The organism is Pseudomonas sp. GW821-FHT09E12, from assembly GCF_059416085.1.
The window spans coordinates 482,421-502,546 of record NZ_JBWKOM010000003.1 but is presented as its reverse complement, the minus strand read 5'-3'; the positions used below and the strand labels follow the sequence as shown (position 1 = coordinate 502,546).

Sequence of the window (20,126 nt, the reverse complement as noted above, 5' to 3'; positions counted from 1 at the left end):
GACGACTACAAAAAACGCGTCCCGTTCCGGGCCGTTCGCAGCCTGCGGCAGCGGCTACAGGGGCCCGCGAAAAGCGACGCTCAGCGGCGATTGGCCCAACGCTGGCGCAGCCACTCCAGGTCTTCCGGACGGGTCACCTTGAGGTTGTCCGAACGCCCTTCGATCAGGCGTGGCGCCTGGCCGGCCCATTCCATCGCCGACGCTTCATCGGTAATCGCCACATCCGCCACCAGGCTGTCGGCCAAGGCGCGATGCAAGGCGCCAAGACGGAACATCTGCGGCGTATAGGCTTGCCAGATCAGGCTGCGGTCCACGGTTTCCTGCACTCGTCCGTGCTTGTCGATCCGCTTCAGGGTGTCACGGGCCGGCACCGCAAGCAGGCCGCCCACCGGGTCATCCGCCAGTTCGCTCAGCAGCTTGTCCAGGTCATCACGGGACAGGTTCGGCCGTGCGGCATCGTGAACCAGCACCCAGTCTTCATCCGCAGCGCCCTGGGCATGCAGATGGAGCAAGGCATTGAGGACCGATCCGGAACGCTCCGCACCACCTTCGACCCGCTGGATCCTTGGGTCGTGGGCACAGGCCAGGGTCGGCCAGTAAGGATCATCAAGCGCCAGGCTGACCACCAGCCCCTTCAGGCAAGGATGGTCGAGGAAACAGCCGAGGCTGTGTTCGAGAATAGTGCGCCCGCCCAGTTGCAAGTATTGCTTGGGACGGTCCGCGGCCATGCGGGCACCGACGCCCGCGGCAGGAATCACGGCCCAGAAGGCCAGTAACGACTGGATCATTGGGCCAACTGGTAGAGGGTTTCGCCCTCCTTGACCATGCCCAGTTCATGACGAGCCCGCTCTTCCACGGTCTCCATGCCTTTCTTCAATTCCATGACTTCCGCGTCGAGTACACGATTGCGCTCCAGCAAGCGCTCGTTTTCAGCGCGCTGATCGGCAATTTGCTGAGTCAGGTCGGTTACCTGCGCCAAGCTGCCATTCCCCACCCAGAGGCGGTACTGCAGACCAGCCAGCAGCAAGAGCAAGACGAGGAACAACCAATTGGGACTGCGCATCGAATATCGGGTATCCAGTGAAAAAAGACAGCCATGCCAACAACTTCGAACCTACTGACAGCACGAAGCCTGGAAGAACCAGGCTTGTGCTCTTAAGGCATCAGATTAGTGGCAAAAATCTCGCTGATGCGATTTTTCTGACCCAATCCGGTGTCTTTGTACCATCTACCGCTTAACCGCGAAACTCGCTGCGGCCGTTGTACTTGGCTTTGCCATTCAATTGCTCTTCGATACGCAGCAATTGGTTGTACTTGGACACGCGGTCGGAACGGCACAGCGAACCGGTCTTGATCTGGCCAGCCGAGGTGCCCACGGCCAGGTCGGCAATGGTCGAGTCTTCGGTTTCGCCGGAACGGTGCGAAATCACTGCGGTGTAACCGGCAGCCTTGGCCATCTGGATGGCTTCCAGGGTTTCGGTCAGGGTGCCGATCTGGTTGAACTTGATCAGGATCGAGTTGGCGATCTTCTTGTCGATGCCTTCTTTCAGGATCTTGGTGTTGGTCACGAACAGGTCGTCGCCCACCAGTTGGGTCTTCTCGCCGATCTTGTCGGTGAGGATCTTCCAGCCAGCCCAGTCGGACTCGTCCAGACCGTCTTCAATAGAGATGATCGGGTAACGCTCGGTCAGGCCTTTCAGGTAGTCGGCGAAACCTTCAGCGGTGAACACCTGGCCTTCGCCGGACAGGTTGTACTTGCCGTCTTCGAAGAACTCGCTGGCTGCGCAGTCCAGAGCCAGGGTCACGTCGGTGCCCAGCTTGTAACCGGCGTTGGCCACGGCTTCGGAGATCACTTTCAGAGCGTCTTCGTTGGAAGCCAGGTTCGGCGCGAAACCACCTTCATCACCCACGGCGGTGCTCAGGCCACGGGCTTTCAGCACGGCCTTGAGGTGATGGAAAATCTCGGTGCCCATGCGCAGGCCTTCGGAGAAGGACTTGGCGCCCACCGGCTGCACCATGAATTCCTGGATGTCGACGTTGTTATCGGCGTGCTCGCCACCGTTGATGATGTTCATCATCGGCACCGGCATCGAGTAGACACCCGGGGTACCGTTCAGGTTGGCGATGTGCGCATACAGCGGCAGGTCCTGGTCCTGTGCTGCTGCCTTGGCCGCGGCCAGGGAAACGGCGAGGATCGCGTTGGCGCCCAGGGTGGCCTTGTTGTCGGTACCGTCCAGCTTGATCATCGCCTGATCGAGGGATTTCTGGTCGCTTGGGTCTTTACCCAGCAGCAGGTCACGGATCGGACCATTGATGTTGGCTACGGCCTTCAGTACGCCCTTGCCCAGGTAACGGCTCTTGTCGCCATCACGCAGCTCCAGCGCTTCACGCGAGCCGGTGGAGGCACCGGACGGCGCGCAGGCGCTGCCGATGATGCCGTTATCGAGAAGCACGTCCGCTTCGACGGTGGGGTTGCCACGGGAGTCGAGAACTTCACGACCTTTGATGTCGACGATTTTTGCCATTGTTGTAAACACTCCAAAGTTGACGAAAACGACGCAGCTGAAGGGAATCTCTTTACCGTCGGCAAGCAGGGAACAGGGGGCAGACTTGCGGACGATAAGGCTCAGGCCCGTGGGCCTGAGCAATTAATCGTGCGGTACTTTACCGGAGAAATCGGTTTTACGCGGTCTCTACCGTCGGAAAACTCTTAACCAGTTCGTCCAGGGCCTTGAGCTGGGCCAGGAAAGGTTCGAGCTTGTCCAGGCGCAGGGCGCATGGACCGTCGCATTTGGCGTTGTCCGGGTCCGGGTGGGCTTCCAGGAACAGGCCGGCCAGGGACTGGCTCATGCCGGCCTTGGCCAGGTCGGTGACCTGGGCGCGGCGGCCGCCAGCCGAATCGGCGCGACCGCCGGGCATTTGCAGCGCGTGGGTCACATCGAAGAACACCGGGTATTCGAACTGCTTCATGATGCCGAAGCCGAGCATGTCCACCACCAGGTTGTTGTAGCCGAAGCTCGAACCACGCTCGCAGAGGATCAACTGATCGTTACCCGCTTCCTCGCATTTGCTCAGGATGTGTTTCATTTCCTGGGGCGCAAGGAACTGGGCTTTCTTGATGTTGATCACCGCACCGGTCTTGGCCATCGCGACCACCAGGTCGGTCTGGCGCGACAGGAAGGCCGGCAGCTGAATGATGTCGCAGACCTCGGCGACGACCGCGGCCTGGTGCGGCTCGTGGACGTCGGTGATAATCGGCACGCCGAAGGCTTGCTTGATGTCCTGGAAGATGCGCATGCCCTCTTCCAGGCCAGGACCACGATAAGAGGTCACAGAAGACCGGTTGGCCTTGTCGAAACTGGCCTTGAACACGTAAGGGATACCGAGCTTTTCGGTGACCTTCACGTACTCTTCGCAGACCTGCATGGCCATGTCACGGCTTTCCAGCACGTTCATGCCGCCGAACAGCACCATGGGCTTGTCGTTGGCAATCTCGATGTCGCCGACGCGGATGATCTTCTGTGCCATCGGGGTTACGCCTTCTTCTGGTGTTGAGCCAAAGCCGCCTTGACGAAGCCACTGAACAGCGGATGGCCGTCACGTGGGGTCGAGGTGAACTCAGGGTGGAACTGGCAGGCGACGAACCATGGATGATCCTGCGCCTCGACCACTTCAACCAGCGCGCCATCGCCGGAACGACCGGAAATCTTCAGACCGGCGTCGATCAGCTGCGGCAGCAGGTTGTTGTTCACTTCGTAGCGATGACGGTGACGCTCGACGATCACGTCCTTGGCGTAGCAATCGTGCACCTTGGAGCCAGCTTCGAGCAGGCATTCCTGAGCGCCAAGACGCATGGTGCCGCCCAGGTCGGAGGCTTCGGTACGGGTTTCGACGGCACCGGTGGCATCAGCCCACTCGGTGATCAGGCCGACGACCGGGTGACCGCTGGCGCGATCGAACTCGGTGGAGTTGGCGTCTTTCCAGCCCATGACATTACGAGCGAACTCGATCACGGCCACTTGCATGCCCAGGCAGATACCCAGGTACGGCACTTTGTTTTCGCGAGCGTACTGGACGGCGGTGATCTTGCCTTCCACGCCACGCAGACCGAAGCCGCCTGGCACCAGGATCGCATCGACGCCTTCAAGCAGCGCGGTGCCCTGGTTCTCGATGTCTTCGGAATCGATATAACGCAGGTTGACCTTGGTGCGGTTGGTGATGCCGGCGTGACTCATCGCTTCGATCAGCGACTTGTAGGCGTCCAGCAGCTCCATGTACTTGCCGACCATGGCGATGGTGACTTCGTGCTCGGGGTTGAGCTTGGCGTCGACCACCTTTTCCCACTCGGACAGATCGGCACCGTTGCATTGCAGGCCGAAACGCTCGACGACGAAATCGTCCAGACCCTGGGCGTGCAGCACAGCCGGGATCTTGTAGATGGTGTCGACGTCTTCCAGGGAGATTACCGCGCGCTCTTCAACGTTGGTGAACAGCGCGATCTTGCGACGCGAGGACACATCCACCGGATGGTCGGAGCGGCAGATCAGCACGTCAGGCTGCAGGCCGATGGAACGCAGCTCTTTCACCGAGTGTTGGGTTGGCTTGGTCTTGGTCTCGCCAGCGGTGGCGATGTACGGAACCAGGGTCAGGTGCATCAGCATCGCGCGCTTGGAACCGACTTCGACACGCAGCTGGCGGATGGCCTCGAGGAACGGTTGCGACTCGATGTCGCCCACGGTGCCGCCGATCTCTACCAGGGCCACGTCGGCATCGCCGGCGCCCTTGATGATGCGGCGCTTGATCTCGTCGGTGATGTGCGGAATCACCTGGATGGTGGCGCCCAGATAGTCACCACGGCGCTCTTTGCGCAGCACGTGCTCGTAGACGCGACCGGTGGTGAAGTTGTTGTTCTGGGTCATGGTCGTGCGGATGAACCGCTCGTAGTGGCCCAGGTCCAGGTCGGTCTCGGCGCCGTCGTGGGTGACGAACACTTCACCGTGCTGGAACGGGCTCATGGTGCCCGGGTCGACGTTGATGTACGGGTCCAGCTTGAGCATGGTGACCTTAAGTCCCCGCGCCTCCAGGATGGCCGCCAATGAAGCCGAGGCAATGCCTTTCCCCAATGAAGAAACAACACCGCCCGTGACGAATATGTAGCGCGTCATGAAAAACCCTAGAAGTCTGCGTTAAAGCGGTCCGAGCCGCCGGGGAAAGCGAAGGAAGGCCGAAGCCCCCGATCACCTGCATTAATCACAGTGCACCTTTCAAAAAAACCGCCGCGTTGGGACAGACCGGAAGAGAAAACACCGGTACGTTGCTCGCTACACATTTTTTGGAATCGCCCAGCAAAGACTGCTTGGTAATCGGCAACTCCTGCAATTCAGGCGAATCCACAGAAGTTGTATCAAGAAGGGAGCGTAGTCTACCGGAAAGGGACTTTCAGCTCAAACCTTGATCGCTCGAAGGCGGCTGCCAATGCAATTGCCAACCTTCATGGGCATTTGCGTCAAGACCTGGCAGGTTCGCCACCGCGAGCAATTCTTCGCCTCGATACAGCAGCGGCAATCTGCCACGGACGAAGGCTGGCAGACCTGCCTCGTTGAGCAGGCGCTTGAGGTCGCGGTGGCCGCGTCCTGGCAATTGCATCACCTCGCCCCCCTGACGGTAACGCACTTGCAAAGGTCCTTGCGGCGCGCCACCGATGAGTTGCAGTTGACCATTACCCGGCAACGACAGAGGCGCAGCGGTATCGACCCAACTCGGTGCAGACAGTACCGGTTGCAGCCAGCTATCCGACAACCACCAGACGCGCCCTGCCGCCCGCTGCAACTCGCCCTGCCCCAGCCGCCATACCGGACGGCTGTCGCCCGCGGCATCGCGCAGCGTCTGCCAGCCCGCCCAGTGATCGCTGTCCGGCAGTGGCGTGAAGCGGCTCAGCCAGTGACTCAGGGCATTGCGTTGACGCGCCTGCGACAAGCCGAGCAAAGGCGCCAGCGCCAGGGACGGCAACCTCAGCCATTCGAACTCAACGCCCTTGACCGCCTCTTGCAGATCGATAATGGCCAGCTCATCCAGCAACTCCCGCGTCTCGCGCAAATGCGCCGCGCTACGCGCCATGCTGCTGGCAGCTTGTGGCCAGCGGGCGGTCAGCAACGGGAATACCTGATGGCGCAGGTAATTGCGGGAGAACTGCCGGTCCTGGTTGGAGGGGTCGTCGATCCAGTGCAACTGGTGATCCCGAGCGTAGCGCTCCAGTTCGTCGCGGGAGACGTCGAGCAAAGGCCGCAGCAAATGCCCCTTCCCCAACGCACGCGACGCCGGCATGGCCGACAGCCCCCTGACTCCGGCCCCACGCAGCAGTCGGAACAACAGGGTTTCCGCCTGATCGTCGCGGTGCTGGGCCGTCAGCAGCAACTCATTGCTGCCGGTTATCTCTTCGAACACGGCATAACGCGCTTCCCGCGCCGCGCGCTCGAGACTGGCTCCTGGTTGCACCTGCACCGCCACTACCTGCAACGGCACAGCCAATGCCTCGCACTGGGCCCGGCAATGCTCCGGCCAGGCGTCAGCCGCAGTCTGGAGGCCGTGATGCACGTGTATGGCGGTCAAAGGGGGAAGACTGTGTCGCTGCCTGAGTTGGGCCAGCAGGTGCAGCAGGACGGTGGAATCGAGGCCACCAGAGAATGCGATGCGCCAGGCCGATCGATCCAGCCAGGGCAGGAGGCGTTGCAACAGTTTTTGCGTGAGGGCTGTATCGAATGGGCTCATGAATGGAGCGGATCCTGAGTAGAGACCGAGCGTGCTCGCAGTGCCTGAAAAGCCTCGACCTGAATGGCCGAGGCGCCCATTTCGCGAGCAAGCCCGCCCCTACAAGGAGCGTCGATCTATCAGAGACCGTAGCTCATCAGGCGATCGTAACGACGCGCCAGCAGGGTGTCGTTATCCATCTTCTTGAGCATCGCCAGCTGGGAAGTCAGCTCGGTGCGGATCAGCGCGGCAGCGGCGGCCGGATCACGGTGCGCGCCACCCAGTGGCTCGCCAATGACCTTGTCGACAATGCCCAGGCCTTTCAGGCGCTCGGCGGTGATGCCCATGGCTTCGGCGGCATCCGGCGCTTTCTCGGCGGTTTTCCACAGGATCGAGGCGCAGCCTTCCGGCGAGATCACCGCGTAAGTGGAGTACTGCAGCATGTTCAGCTGATCGCAGACACCAATGGCCAGCGCACCGCCAGAACCACCTTCACCGATCACGGTGGCGATGATGGGGGTTTTCAGGCGCGCCATGACCCGCAGGTTCCAGGCAATGGCCTCGCTCTGGTTGCGCTCTTCGGCGTCGATGCCCGGGTAGGCGCCCGGGGTGTCGATGAAGGTCAGGATCGGCATCTTGAAGCGCTCGGCCATTTCCATCAGGCGGCAGGCCTTGCGATAGCCTTCAGGACGCGGCATACCGAAGTTGCGACGGACCTTCTCGCGCACTTCACGGCCTTTCTGGTGACCGATGATCATGACCGGCTGGTCGTCCAGACGGGCAACGCCGCCGACGATCGCAGCGTCGTCGGAGAAGTGGCGATCGCCATGCAGTTCGTCGAACTCGGTGAAGATGTGCTCGATGTAGTCCAGGGTGTACGGACGACGCGGGTGACGCGCCAGGCGTGCGATCTGCCAGCTGGTCAGCTTGCCGAAGATGTCCTCGGTCAGTGTGCTGCTCTTGTCTTGCAGGCGGGAGATCTCATCGCCGATATTCAGCGAATTGTCATTACCGACCAAGCGCAACTCTTCGATCTTGGCTTGCAGGTCGGCGATCGGCTGTTCGAAATCAAGAAAATTCGGGTTCATAGGCGTCCGTCTTGGGTCGACGTCCAAGAGAGCTTGGGCCGGCCGGTTGTCTATTCGCACCCTACCTTAAGGGAGAGGCGCGTTCAGGTCGAGATTAAAAATTCGGGTCGAGATCGGCGCACTTTTATGGCGCCAGACCGTCAACGGTATTGGAGGAAGACGTTGTCTCGCCCGAACTGGTCACGCAGGGCTTGAATCAAGGCATCCGCCGGATCGATCCGCCAGGCTTCGCCGAACTGCAGCAAGGCCTTGGCGTCCTCCTTGGTGTACTCCATGGAGATCGGGCAAGCGCCGCGATGGCGTTTGCACAACTCCCCCAGCCAGCGTAGCTGATCGCCCTTGAGGGCTTCGGTGTGCACCTTCAGGCGCAGGCTTTCCGCCAAATTGGTGCGCGCATCTTCCATGCTCATCACCCGCTTGACCCGCAGGCGCAGGCCGCCGGAGAAGTCGTCGTTGCTGACCTCGCCCTCGACCACCACCATCGCGTCGGTCTGCAGCAGGGACTGGGCCGAATGGAAGGCCTCGGCGAACAGCGAAGCCTCGATCCGCCCCGAACGATCGTCAAGGGTAATGAACCCCATCTTGTCGCCCTTCTTGTTCTTCATGACCCGCAGGGCAATGATCATGCCCGCGACGGTCTGGGTATCGCGCGCCGGCTTCAGGTCGACGATGCGCTGGCGGGCGAAACGGCGGATCTCACCTTCGTATTCGTCGATCGGGTGCCCGGTCAGGTACAGGCCAAGGGTATCTTTCTCCCCTTTCAGGCGCTCCTTGAGGGTCAGTTCCTTGGCCTTGCGATGATTGGCGTAGACGTCCGCATCTTCTTCGACGAAGACCCCGCCGAACAGGTCGGCGTGGCCACTGTCGGCGGTACGCGCGGTCTGCTCGGCCGCCTTGACTGCTTCCTCCAGGGCCGACAACAGCACCGCGCGGTTGCGGTCGATGTTGGCCTGGTAGGCCTTGATTTCGTCGTGGAAGTAGGGCCCCAGGCGGTCCAGGGCACCACTGCGGATCAACGCATCGAGGGTACGCTTGTTGATGCGCTTGAGGTCGACCCGGCTGCAGAAGTCGAACAGATCCTTGAACGGACCACCTTCGGCACGAGCCTCGACGATCGCCTCCACCGGCCCCTCGCCCACGCCCTTGATCGCTCCCAGGCCATAGACGATGCGGCCGTCGTTATTAACGGTGAACTTGAAGTCGGAACTGTTCACATCCGGAGCATCGAGGCGCAGCTTCATGCTGCGCACTTCTTCGATCAGCACCACCACCTTGTCGGTGTTGTGCATATCCGCGGACAGTACCGCGGCCATGAAAGGCGCCGGGTGATGCGTCTTGAGCCACGCAGTCTGGTAGGACACCAGGCCGTAGGCGGCCGAGTGGGACTTGTTGAAACCGTAGCCGGCGAACTTTTCCACCAGGTCGAAGATGTTGCCCGCCAGGTCGGCATCGATATTGTTGTTGGCGCAACCTTCGATGAAGCCGCCGCGTTGCTTGGCCATCTCCTCGGGTTTTTTCTTACCCATGGCACGACGCAGCATGTCGGCCCCGCCAAGGGTGTAGCCCGCCATCACCTGGGCAATCTGCATCACCTGTTCCTGATACAGGATGATGCCGTAGGTCGGCGCCAGTACCGGCCGCAGGCCCTCGTACTGGTAGTCCGGATGCGGATAGGCCAGTTCGGCGCGACCGTGCTTACGGTTGATGAAGTCGTCCACCATGCCCGATTGCAACGGACCAGGACGGAACAGCGCTACCAGTGCGATCAGGTCTTCCAGACAGTCGGGCTTGAGCTTTTTGATCAGCTCTTTCATGCCTCGGGATTCGAGCTGGAACACCGCAGTGGTCTCGGCCTTCTGCAACAGCTCGTAAGTCTTCTTGTCGTCCAGCGGGATGAAGTCGATGTTGACATCGGGCAGGTTCTTTTTGACCTGCTCGCGGTTGATGGTCTCCATCGCCCACTTGATGATGGTCAGGGTCCGCAGGCCGAGGAAGTCGAACTTCACCAGGCCGGCGGCCTCAACGTCGTCCTTGTCGAACTGGGTTACCAGGCCATCACCGGCTTCGTCGCAGTAGATCGGCGAGAAGTCGGTCAGCTTGGTCGGCGCAATAACCACACCACCGGCGTGCTTGCCGACGTTACGCACCACGCCCTCGAGCTTGCGCGCCATTTCCCAGATTTCCGCCGCTTCTTCATCGACCTTGATGAAGTCACGCAGGATTTCTTCCTGTTCGTAGGCTTTTTCCAGGGTCATGCCGACTTCGAAGGGAATCATCTTCGACAAACGATCAGCCAGGCCGTAAGACTTGCCCTGCACCCGCGCCACGTCCCGCACCACCGCCTTGGCGGCCATGGAACCGAAGGTGATGATCTGGCTTACCGCGTTGCGGCCATATTTCTCGGCCACATAGTCGATGACCCGGTCACGACCGTCCATGCAGAAGTCGACGTCGAAGTCGGGCATGGAAACCCGTTCCGGGTTGAGGAAGCGTTCGAACAGCAGGTCGTAGGCCAGCGGGTCGAGGTCGGTGATCTTCTGCACGTAGGCCACCAGGGAACCGGCACCCGACCCCCGGCCGGGACCTACCGGCACACCGTTGCTCTTGGCCCACTGGATAAAGTCCATAACGATCAGGAAGTAACCGGGGAACCCCATCTGGATGATGATATCCAGCTCGAAGTTCAGCCGGTCGACATACACCTGGCGCTTGGCTTCATAGTCTTCGGTAGTGTCCTTGGGCAGCAGCACACTGAGGCGCTCTTCCAGCCCGTCGAACGAGACCTTGCGGAAATACTCATCGATGGTCATGCCATCGGGAATCGGATAGTCAGGCAAGAAGTGCTTGCCCAGCTTCACTTCGATATTGCAGCGCTTGGCGATCTCGACCGTGTTTTCCAGGGCCTCGGGCAGGTCGCTGAACAGTTCGGCCATTTCCTCGGCGCTTTTCAGGTACTGTTGGTCGCTGTAGTTCTTCGAACGGCGCGGGTCGTCGAGGGCGCGGCCTTCACCGATGCAGACCCGGGTTTCATGGGCCTCGAAGTCTTCGCGCTTGATGAACCGCACATCGTTGGTTGCCACCAGCGGCGCGCCGATCTTGTCCGCCAGGGCCACCGCCGCGTGCAACTGCTCTTCGTCGTTGGGACGGTTGGTACGCTGCACTTCCAGATAGAAACGATCCGGGAACACCGCCATCCACTCGCGCGCCAGGGTTTGCGCTTCTTGCAGGTCACCAGCGAGCAGGGCAATACCGATCTCACCCTCTTTCGCGGCCGAGAGCATGATCAGACCTTCGGCGGCCTCGGCCACCCACTCGCGCTCGATGATGATCTGGCCATTACGCTGGCCATCGATGAAGCCGCGGGAAATCAGCTCGGTCAGGTTGCGATAGCCCACGGCATTCATCACCAGCAAGCTGATGCGGCTCAGTGGATTCTCGGGATCCTTGTTCGACAGCCACAAGTCGGCGCCACAGATCGGCTTGATCCCGGTGCCCATGGCCGCCTTGTAGAACTTGACCAGGGAACACATGTTGTTCTGGTCGGTAACCGCCACGGCGGGCATGCCCATGCCGGCCAACGTCTTGACCAGCGGTTTGATCCGCACCAGACCGTCAACCAGGGAATATTCAGTGTGCAGGCGTAGATGAACGAATGAAGCCGGCATAGTGATCCTGTAATGAGCGCAAAAACAACAAGGCCCGGATTGTACCGGGCCTTCGCTAAAACATCAGCCTCAGGACTGAATCTCGCCCACGTTCTCACGGGCTTCGTAGGCTTGGCGTACCGGCGCGAACGAGCGCCGGTGAATCGGCGTCGGCCCCAGGCGGGCCAGCGCTTCCAGATGAACGGGCGTCGGATAGCCCTTGTGTCCGCCGATGCCATAACCGGGGTAGATCAGCTCGAACGCCGCCATCTCGCGATCCCGGCTGACCTTGGCCAGAATCGACGCCGCGGCGATCGCAGGCACCTTGCTATCGCCCTGGACCACGGCTTCGGCAGGCATCGACAGTTTCGGGCAACGGTTACCGTCGATCATCGCCAGTTTCGGGGTCACGCTCAGCCCTTCTACCGCGCGCTGCATGGCCAGCATGGTGGCATGCAGGATATTCAACTCGTCGATTTCCTCGACTTCGGCGCGGGCAATGCACCAGCTCAGGGCTTTCTCACAAATTTCGTCGTAAAGCTTTTCGCGACGGGCCTCGGTGAGTTTCTTCGAGTCGTTCAGGCCGAGAATCGGCCGACTCGGATCGAGGATGACCGCAGCCGTGACCACCGCGCCGCACAAGGGGCCGCGCCCTACTTCGTCGACACCGGCCACCAGGTCTTCGGCATCGGCCACCAGCGAGAAATCCAGTCCCATCTGCATCTTTTCGTTACTCATGCCGGTTTGCCAATCAGGTTCAACACCGCGTCAGCCGCCTGGTTGGAGGCATCCCGGCGCAAGGTACGATGGATCTCGTCAAACCCGCGGGTCTGCTCCTGGCCGTCTTCGATCAAGGGCGACAGGGTCTGGGCCAGGGCCTCTGCAGTGGCGTCGTCCTGCAGCAACTCGGGAACCAGCAGGCGTTGGGCCAGCAGGTTCGGCAGGGAAATATAAGGGCTCTTGACCATGCGCTTGAGAATCCAGAAGGTCAGCGGTGCCAGGCGATAGGCGACGACCATTGGGCGCTTATACAGCAGCGCCTCAAGGGTCGCGGTGCCGGAAGCGATCAATACCGCGTCGCAAGCCGCCAGCGCCTGATGCGACTGGCCGTTGAGCAGGGTCAGCGGCAGGTCGCGACCGGCCAGCAGCTCTTCCAACTGAGTGCATCGCTCGGGGCTCGCGCAGGGCATGACGAAACGCACCCCTGGACGCAAAGCGCGCAAGCGCTGTGCCGCGTCGAGAAACAAGGCTCCCAGGCGCCCGACTTCACCGCCACGGCTGCCCGGCATCAGGGCCACCAGCGGGCCCTCGGGCAAGCCCAGCTCAGTGCGAGCCGCGGCCCGGTCAGCCTCCAGCGGAATGGCGTCAGCCAGGGAGTGCCCGACGAACCGCACCGGCACGCCCTTCTCTTCATAGAATCTGGCTTCGAACGGGAACAGCGTCAGCATCAGGTCGCAACCTTCGCGGATCTTCAGCACGCGCTTTTGTCGCCACGCCCAGACCGAGGGGCTGACGTAGTGCACGGTCTTGATGCCGGCCTGACGCAACTTGAGTTCGATGTTGAGGTTGAAATCGGGGGCATCGATGCCGATAAACACGTCCGGCTTCTCGGCGATCAGGGTCTGAACCAGTTTCTTGCGCCGGGCCAGCAGTTCGCGCAAGCGTCCCAGGACTTCCACCAGCCCCATGACCGCCAGGCGCTCCATCGGGAAGTAAGAGGTCAGCCCTTCGGCCTGCATCAGCGGGCCTCCGACACCGATGAATTCAACGGCGGGATGCTGGGCCTTGAGCGCGCGCATCAAACCGGCGCCAAGAATGTCGCCGGAAGCTTCGCCAGCCACCAGCGCAATACGCAGTTTGCTCATGATTAACGGGTGATGCCGCGGGTCGAAGACTGAATCGAGTCACGAAATACCGCGACTTCGGGAAATTGTGCAGCAGCTTCTGCCAACTCGACGAGCGCCTGATCGACGGTCAAGCCTTGGCGATACACCACTTTATAGGCTCGACGCAGGGCGTGAATCGCGTCTTCGCTGAAACCACGACGACGCATGCCCTCGAAGTTCATGCTGCGTGCCTCGGCCGGGTTACCGAACACTGTGACAAAAGCCGGAACATCCTTGCCGATCGCCGTACCCATGCCGGAAAAGCTGTGGGCGCCGATATGGCAGTATTGGTGAACCAGGGTGAAGCCGGACAGGATCGCCCAGTCGTCCACATGCACATGGCCAGCCAACGCCGTATTGTTGACCAGGATGCAATGGTTGCCGATCACGCTGTCGTGACCGATATGGGCGTACGCCATGACCAGGTTGTGATCGCCGAGAGTAGTCTCGGAACGATCCTGGACAGTGCCGCGATGAATGGTCACGCCTTCACGAATGACGTTGTGGTCACCAATCACCAGGCGGGTTTCCTCGCCTTTGTACTTCAGATCGGGAGTGTCTTCGCCTACCGAGGAGAACTGGTAGATACGATTGTGCTTACCGATCCGGGTCGGGCCTTTGAGAACTACATGAGGCCCGATCACCGTACCCTCGCCGATTTCCACACCGGCGCCAACGATCGACCACGGGCCAACCTCAACGTCGTCGGCCAGAATGGCCGTCGGATCGATGATTGCGCGAGGGTCAATCAAACTCATAGTTTGCGTTCCGCACAGATGATTTCAGCGGAGCAGACTGGCTTGCCGTCGACCGAAGCCTGGCATTCGAATTTCCAGATCTGGCGCTTGCAGCTGATGAACTTGGCTTCCAGGATCAACTGGTCACCCGGCAGCACCGGCTGACGGAAGCGCAGCTTGTCGGAACCGACGAAGTAATAGAGGGTGCCATCGGCCGGCTTCACGTCCAGCATCTTGAAACCAAGAATGCCCGCAGCCTGAGCCATGGCTTCGATGATCAGCACGCCCGGCATGATTGGATGCGCGGGGAAATGACCATTGAAGAAAGGTTCGTTGATGCTGACATTCTTGTAGGCACGAATGCACTTGCCCTCAACATCCAGATCCACTACCCGGTCCACCAACAGGAACGGGTAACGGTGAGGCAGGTATTCGCGAATCTCGTTGATGTCCATCATTTCGGGGGGAAGCCTGTAGTAAAGATTGGGAGCGTGCGACTAACGCACACTCCTCTAGCAAATCAAGGAGGCAGTCTAACGGCTGTGCACACTTGATATGGAAATGGTATCAGCCATCTGATGAAGCTTTACCGTCGGGGGTCACTTCCCCAACGCGCTTTTCCAGTTGCCGCAGGCGTCGCGCGAGATCATCGAGCTGACGGATGCGTGCCGCGCTTTTGCGCCACTCGGCAGCAGGCTGCATGGCTGTACCGGAAGAGTAGGCACCCGGCTCGGTAATCGAGTGGGTCACCATGGTCATCCCGGTCAGGAAAACGTTGTCGCAAATATCGATGTGGCCAACCAGCCCGACACCGCCGGCGAGCATGCAGTGCTTGCCGATCCGGGTGCTGCCGGAAATACCGACGCAGGCTGCCATGGCGGTGTGATCACCGACCTGGACGTTGTGGGCGATCTGAATCTGGTTATCCAGCTTCACGCCATTACCAATGACGGTATCGGCCAGCGCTCCGCGATCGATAGCGGTATTCACGCCGATCTCGACATCATCGCCAATGGTGACACCGCCAATCTGCGCGATCTTCTGCCAGATGCCCTTCTCGTTGGCGAAACCGAAACCTTCGCCGCCCAGTACCGCACCAGACTGAATGACCACACGCTTGCCGATACGCACATCGTGATAAAGCGTCACGCGCGGAGCCAGCCAGCCGCCCTCGCCGATCTGGCAACGAGCACCGATAAAACAATGAGCACCGATCGTGACACCCGCAGCGATTTGCGCGCCGCTCTCGACGACCGCAAACGCGCCAACACTAGCCGTTGCGTCAACCACAGCATCCTCGGCAATGACTGCAGTCGGATGAATACCGACCGGCGCCTTGGGCTTGGGATCGAACAGGTGGGAAATGCGTGCGTACGACAGGTAGGGATCGGCCACGACCAGGGCATCACCGGCATAACCTTCGGCATCCGCCGCCTTCAGCAGCACGGCGCCCGCCTGGCTGTCAGCCAGATACTTACGGTATTGGGGATTTGCCAAAAAGCTCAACTGAGCTGGGCCAGCCTCCTGCAAGGTGGCTAGCCCAGTGATTTCTTTCTCTGCGGAGCCACGCAGGGTGGCTCCGAGGAACTCGGCCAGCTGGCCGAGCTTTATAGTCGCTGTCATGGGTTACTTCAGCTGATTCATGCGCTCGATAACCTGGCGAGTGATGTCGTACTGAGGTTTGACATCAATCACTGCGCCACGCTCGAACACCAGGTCAAAACCACCTTTCTTGATGACTTCTTCCACGGCGCTGTCGAGTTTCGGCTTCAGTTGCTTGAGCATTTCACGATCGGCAACGGCCTTGGCTTCGTTCAGTTCCTTGGACTGGAACTGGAAGTCACGGGCTTTCTGCTTGAATTCGAGCTCCAGACGCTCACGCTCGCCTTGCTGCATCTTGTCGCCACCGGCAACCAGACGATCCTGAATACCCTTGGCACTGCTTTCCAGGGTTTTCAGCTTGTTCAACTGCGGGCCGAACTTCTTCTCGGCATCCACTGCGTATTTCTTCGCAGCATCGGATTCCAGCAGTGCCATCTGATAGTTCAGCACGGCGATTTTCATGTCGGCGAAGGCCGGGCCTGCTACCAGGACAGTCGCCAGGAGAACCAATTGAGTCAACTTACGCACGATGCACTCCTACAAAATCCATTGTCGTTATCTTGGGTCGGACTCTTAGAAAGTCTGACCGAGGGAGAATTGGAACACCTGGGTTTCAGCGTCGTCAGGTTTCTTGATCGGCATCGCCAGAGCGAAACTCAGCGGGCCCAGAGCGGTTACCCATGTCACGCCGACACCCACGGAACTGGCCAGATTGCTCAGGCTGATGTCGTTACACTGTGTATTGGACGGTGTGCCGTTGGTGTTGGTGGTCTTCTCGCACTTGGAGTCGAATACGTTACCCACATCCCAGAACACGGAAGTCCGCAGCGAACGCTGATCCTTGACGAACGGCATCGGGAACAACACCTCGACACCACCCTGGATCAGAACGTTGCCACCGAATGGCAGGGCATCCTGGTCCGGGTCAAGCGAGGTACCGGCGTTGCCTGTGGCAAGTACACCACGACTCGGAGTACTGCGAGGACCCAAGGTGCTGTCCTTGAAACCACGAACCGAGTTGAAACCACCAGCATAGTAGTTTTCATAGAACGGCAAGCCGTCGGTCGAACCATAACCGTCGCCATAACCCAGTTCGGTGTGCAGGCGCATGGTGTAGGTGTCGGTCAGCGGCTGGAACAACTGGCCGCGGTAGTCGAGCTTGAAGAACGACAGGTCGCTACCTGGGGTGGTGGCTTCCAGCACCAGGCTCTGGGAATGACCACGGGTCGCCAGGACACCTTTGTTCAGGGTCGACTCGGACCAGCCGGCCGAAGCCTTGAAGTTCAGGTAGTTATCGCCTTCACGGTTCACGAAGTCGAAGATTTCATCGACGGTATAGCGACCGGTCTTGATCTTGTCTTGTTGCGCGGTCAGGCCGAAGGTCAGACGCGAAGTCTCGCTGATCGGGTAGCCAACGCTGACGCCGGCACCCAGGCTGTCTACCGCATAGCTCGCCACGTCGACATCGAGGTCGTCGTAGTCAGTGGTGCGATAGAACGCGTTATAACCCAGGCTCACACCATCGGCGGTCCAGTAGGGGTCGACATAGCCGAAGTTGTAACGGCTCTGGTATTCGCTGCGAGTCAGGCCGATGCTGACCTTGTTACCGGTACCCAGGAAGTTGTTCTGGGTGATCGAACCACCGAGGATCAGACCGGCGCTCTGGGCGAAACCGACGCTGGCAGTGATCGAACCGGAAGCCTGCTCTTCTACTGCGTAGTTGACGTCTACCTGGTCATCGACACCTGGCACGGCCGGGGTTTCTACGTTGACTTCCTTGAAGAAGCCCAGACGCTCCAGACGGGTCTTGGACTGGTCGATCAGGTAAGTCGAAGCCCAGCCACCTTCCATCTGACGCATTTCGCGACGCAGCACTTCGTCCTCGGACTTGGTGTTGCCGCGGAAGTTGATGCGGTTCACATAGGCACGCTTGCCCGGATCAACCACGAACGTGATATCGACCGTGTGATCTTCGTCGTGAGGCTGCGGAACACCGTTGACGTTGGCGAAGGTATAACCCTCGTTGCCCAGGCGGCGGGTGATCAGCTCGGAAGTGGTGGTCATCAATTTGCGCGAGAACACCTGGCCCTTCTCGACCAGCAGCAGCGACTTGACCTGGTCTTCAGGCACTTTCAGGTCACCGCTGAGCTTCACGTCACGAACGCTGTACTTCTCGCCTTCGTTGACGTTCACAGTGATATAGACGTGTTTCTTGTCCGGGGTGATCGATACCTGGGTCGAAGCGATATCCATGTTGATATAGCCACGATCCAGGTAGTAGGAACGCAGGCGCTCCAGGTCACCGGAGAGTTTTTCACGCGCATACTTGTCGTCGTTCTTGAAGAACGACAGCCAGTTGGTGGTTTTGAGTTCGAACAGTTCGACCAGGTCTTCGTCCGGGAACACGGTGTTGCCCACGACGTTGATGTGCTGGATGGCAGCGACGGTGCCTTCGTTGATGTTGACCTTCAACGCCACACGGTTGCGCGGCTGCGGAACCACTTCGGTATCGACGGTGGCCGAGTAGCGGCCCTGGGCTACATACTGGCGCTGCAGTTCGTTACGCACACCTTCAAGGGTCGCACGCTGGAAGATTTCGCCTTCCGCGAGACCGGATTGCTTGAGGCCTTTCATCAAGTCTTCAGTGGAAATCGCCTTGTTGCCTTCGATTTCGATACTGGCGACGGATGGACGCTCGACTACCGTGATGACCAGGACATTGCCATCGCGGCCCAGCTGGATATCTTGAAAGAAGCCGGTTTTGAACAGCGCACGAGTGGATTCCACCAGGCGACGATCGTCCGCCTGCTCACCGACGTTCAGCGGCAAGGCCCCAAAGACGCTACCCGCGGAGACCCGCTGGAGGCCGTTGACGCGGATATCGGAGATAGTGAAGGACTCGGCGTGAACTTCGGCGATCATCAATACGGAGAGAACCGCAGTTAGCAGCAGACGTTTCATGAAGTCCTTTCTTATTCCAACTGGCAATAAAGAAACTGCCGCAAAATGCGGCAGATTCGCAATTCAGCGAAGCGTTACAGACGACCCAGATCGTTGACCAAGGCAAGCAACATCACCCCGACCACCAAGCTGATACCGATCTGTATCCCCCAACCTTGCACCCGATCCGACAAGGGACGACCACGCGCCCACTCGATCAGATAAAACAACAGATGCCCCCCATCCAGTACAGGAATGGGCAGCAAGTTCAGAACCCCTAGGCTAATACTCAGATAAGCAAGGAAATTCAAGAAATCAGCAACGCCCGACTGGGCAGAAGCGCCCGCCACTTTAGCAATGGTTATCGGTCCACTCAAGTTTTTTACCGAGAGCTCGCCGAACAACATTTTCTTCAGTGAATCGAGGGTCAGCACGCTCATGGTCCAAGTACGCCGGGCACCTTCGCCAATCGCAGCCAGCGGGCCATAACTGACCTCGCGAAGCATTTCCGGCGGCCAATCGACTGCCTTCACCCCAGCCCCCAGATAACCACTGGCAACTTTCTCTTTACCGCGCGCGGCCAAGGTCACCGGGACGTCGATTTGAGCACCATCACGCTCGACGCGCAGCACAATTTTGGTATCAGGACGTACACGCACCCAGTCGACGACCTGTTGCCAATCGGTCAGCGGCTGACCATCCAGCGCCAGCAAGCGATCGCCGGCTTTCAGGCCAGCCGCCTGGGCCGGGCCTTTCGGGTCGAGCTCGGCCAGAACGGGGGCGAGCTCCGGACGCCAGGGGCGAATCCCCAGGGAACGAATAGGATCCGGCTCATCGGTCCCCTTGAGCCAATTGTCGAGCACCAGCTCGCGGGGCGAATCGGCAGTCGAACCCTGCTCGCGAACCAACAACTGCAAGGTGCCGCTTTCGCCCAGACGCCGAACCAGCTGCAAGTTGACCGCCGACCACCCCAAGGTGGGTTCGCCATCGATTGCAACAATTTCCTGACCGGAACTCAGGCCGGCCTTGGCGGCAATGCTTCCAGCCTCGACGCTGCCGATGACCGGACGCACCTGCTCGCTACCGAGCATCGCCAGCCCCCAGAAGAACACCAGCGCCAGCAGGAAGTTGGCGACAGGACCGGCGGCAACGATGGCGATACGCTGGCGCACCGACTTGCGATTGAACGACTGATCAAGCTGATCGACAGGCACTTCACCTTCGCGCTCGTCGAGCATCTTTACGTAGCCGCCCAGCGGGATGGCGGCAATCACGAACTCGGTACCCTGCCGGTCATGCCAACGCAGCAGCGGCATGCCGAAGCCCACGGAGAAACGCAGAACCTTGACGCCGCAACGACGCGCCACCCAGAAGTGACCGAATTCATGGAAGGTGACCAGCACACCCAGGGCGATCAGGGTGCCGACAATCATATAGAGCGCGCTCATCTACTTTCTCCGCAATCCTATCCAGTGCCGATAC

At 60.0% G+C, this 20,126-nt stretch carries 16 protein-coding genes; all 16 read right to left on the bottom strand.

Annotation, left to right across the window (positions count from 1 at the left end):
• Positions 1-80: 80 nt before the first annotated feature.
• A complete protein-coding gene (ispD, locus tag AC07PQ_RS10780; RefSeq protein ID WP_493185477.1) occupies positions 81-788 on the bottom strand; it encodes a 2-C-methyl-D-erythritol 4-phosphate cytidylyltransferase in 708 nt (235 codons plus the stop codon).
• Entirely contained in the window at positions 785-1,063 is a 279-nt protein-coding gene (gene ftsB, locus AC07PQ_RS10775; protein ID WP_007924039.1) for a cell division protein FtsB, read from the bottom strand. Before ftsB ends, ispD begins: the two co-directional genes overlap by 4 nt.
• Before the next feature lie 172 nt (positions 1,064-1,235).
• Complete coding sequence (gene eno, locus AC07PQ_RS10770) at positions 1,236-2,525, bottom strand: phosphopyruvate hydratase (RefSeq protein ID WP_007924041.1); 1,290 nt, start codon at positions 2,523-2,525, stop codon at positions 1,236-1,238.
• Positions 2,526-2,682: 157 nt separating this feature from the next.
• Positions 2,683-3,528 carry a 3-deoxy-8-phosphooctulonate synthase gene (kdsA, locus tag AC07PQ_RS10765; RefSeq protein ID WP_007924043.1) on the bottom strand — a complete coding sequence of 282 codons (846 nt, stop codon included), beginning with the start codon at positions 3,526-3,528 and terminating at the stop codon, positions 2,683-2,685.
• Positions 3,529-3,533: 5 nt separating this feature from the next.
• A complete protein-coding gene (gene pyrG / locus AC07PQ_RS10760) occupies positions 3,534-5,165 on the bottom strand; it encodes a CTP synthase (RefSeq protein ID WP_007924045.1) in 1,632 nt (543 codons plus the stop codon).
• A gap of 274 nt (positions 5,166-5,439) precedes the next feature.
• Entirely contained in the window at positions 5,440-6,768 is a 1,329-nt protein-coding gene (gene tilS, locus AC07PQ_RS10755) for a tRNA lysidine(34) synthetase TilS (RefSeq protein WP_493185476.1), read from the bottom strand.
• A 119-nt stretch (positions 6,769-6,887) separates the two neighbouring features.
• On the bottom strand, positions 6,888-7,835 hold the full coding sequence (locus AC07PQ_RS10750) for an acetyl-CoA carboxylase carboxyltransferase subunit alpha (RefSeq protein ID WP_007924049.1): 948 nt from the start codon (positions 7,833-7,835) through the stop codon (positions 6,888-6,890).
• 140 nt (positions 7,836-7,975) lie between these two features.
• Entirely contained in the window at positions 7,976-11,500 is a 3,525-nt protein-coding gene (dnaE, locus tag AC07PQ_RS10745) for a DNA polymerase III subunit alpha (protein WP_053259801.1), read from the bottom strand.
• 69 nt (positions 11,501-11,569) lie between these two features.
• Entirely contained in the window at positions 11,570-12,202 is a 633-nt protein-coding gene (gene rnhB / locus AC07PQ_RS10740; protein WP_007924054.1) for a ribonuclease HII, read from the bottom strand.
• Between the two features lie 11 nt (positions 12,203-12,213).
• Positions 12,214-13,344 (bottom strand): lipid-A-disaccharide synthase, encoded by a 1,131-nt coding sequence (gene lpxB / locus AC07PQ_RS10735; RefSeq protein WP_493185475.1) that lies wholly within the window; start codon positions 13,342-13,344, stop codon positions 12,214-12,216.
• A 2-nt stretch (positions 13,345-13,346) separates the two neighbouring features.
• The gene (gene lpxA / locus AC07PQ_RS10730) at positions 13,347-14,123 is read right to left on the bottom strand and encodes an acyl-ACP--UDP-N-acetylglucosamine O-acyltransferase (protein ID WP_007924057.1); all 777 of its coding nucleotides are present in this window, start codon (positions 14,121-14,123) and stop codon (positions 13,347-13,349) included.
• Positions 14,120-14,560 (bottom strand): 3-hydroxyacyl-ACP dehydratase FabZ, encoded by a 441-nt coding sequence (gene fabZ / locus AC07PQ_RS10725; RefSeq protein WP_007924058.1) that lies wholly within the window; start codon positions 14,558-14,560, stop codon positions 14,120-14,122. The genes lpxA and fabZ overlap by 4 nt, the downstream gene beginning before the upstream one ends.
• A 109-nt stretch (positions 14,561-14,669) precedes the next feature.
• The gene (gene lpxD / locus AC07PQ_RS10720) at positions 14,670-15,725 is read right to left on the bottom strand and encodes a UDP-3-O-(3-hydroxymyristoyl)glucosamine N-acyltransferase (protein WP_007924061.1); all 1,056 of its coding nucleotides are present in this window, start codon (positions 15,723-15,725) and stop codon (positions 14,670-14,672) included.
• 3 nt (positions 15,726-15,728) lie between these two features.
• A complete protein-coding gene (locus AC07PQ_RS10715; RefSeq protein ID WP_007924063.1) occupies positions 15,729-16,232 on the bottom strand; it encodes an OmpH/Skp family outer membrane protein in 504 nt (167 codons plus the stop codon).
• A gap of 45 nt (positions 16,233-16,277) precedes the next feature.
• A complete protein-coding gene (bamA, locus tag AC07PQ_RS10710) occupies positions 16,278-18,665 on the bottom strand; it encodes an outer membrane protein assembly factor BamA (protein WP_493185474.1) in 2,388 nt (795 codons plus the stop codon).
• Positions 18,666-18,739: 74 nt separating this feature from the next.
• Positions 18,740-20,092: a sigma E protease regulator RseP gene (rseP, locus tag AC07PQ_RS10705; RefSeq protein ID WP_493185473.1), complete on the bottom strand. Its 1,353-nt coding sequence runs from the start codon at positions 20,090-20,092 to the stop codon at positions 18,740-18,742.
• Positions 20,093-20,126 lie beyond the last annotated feature (34 nt).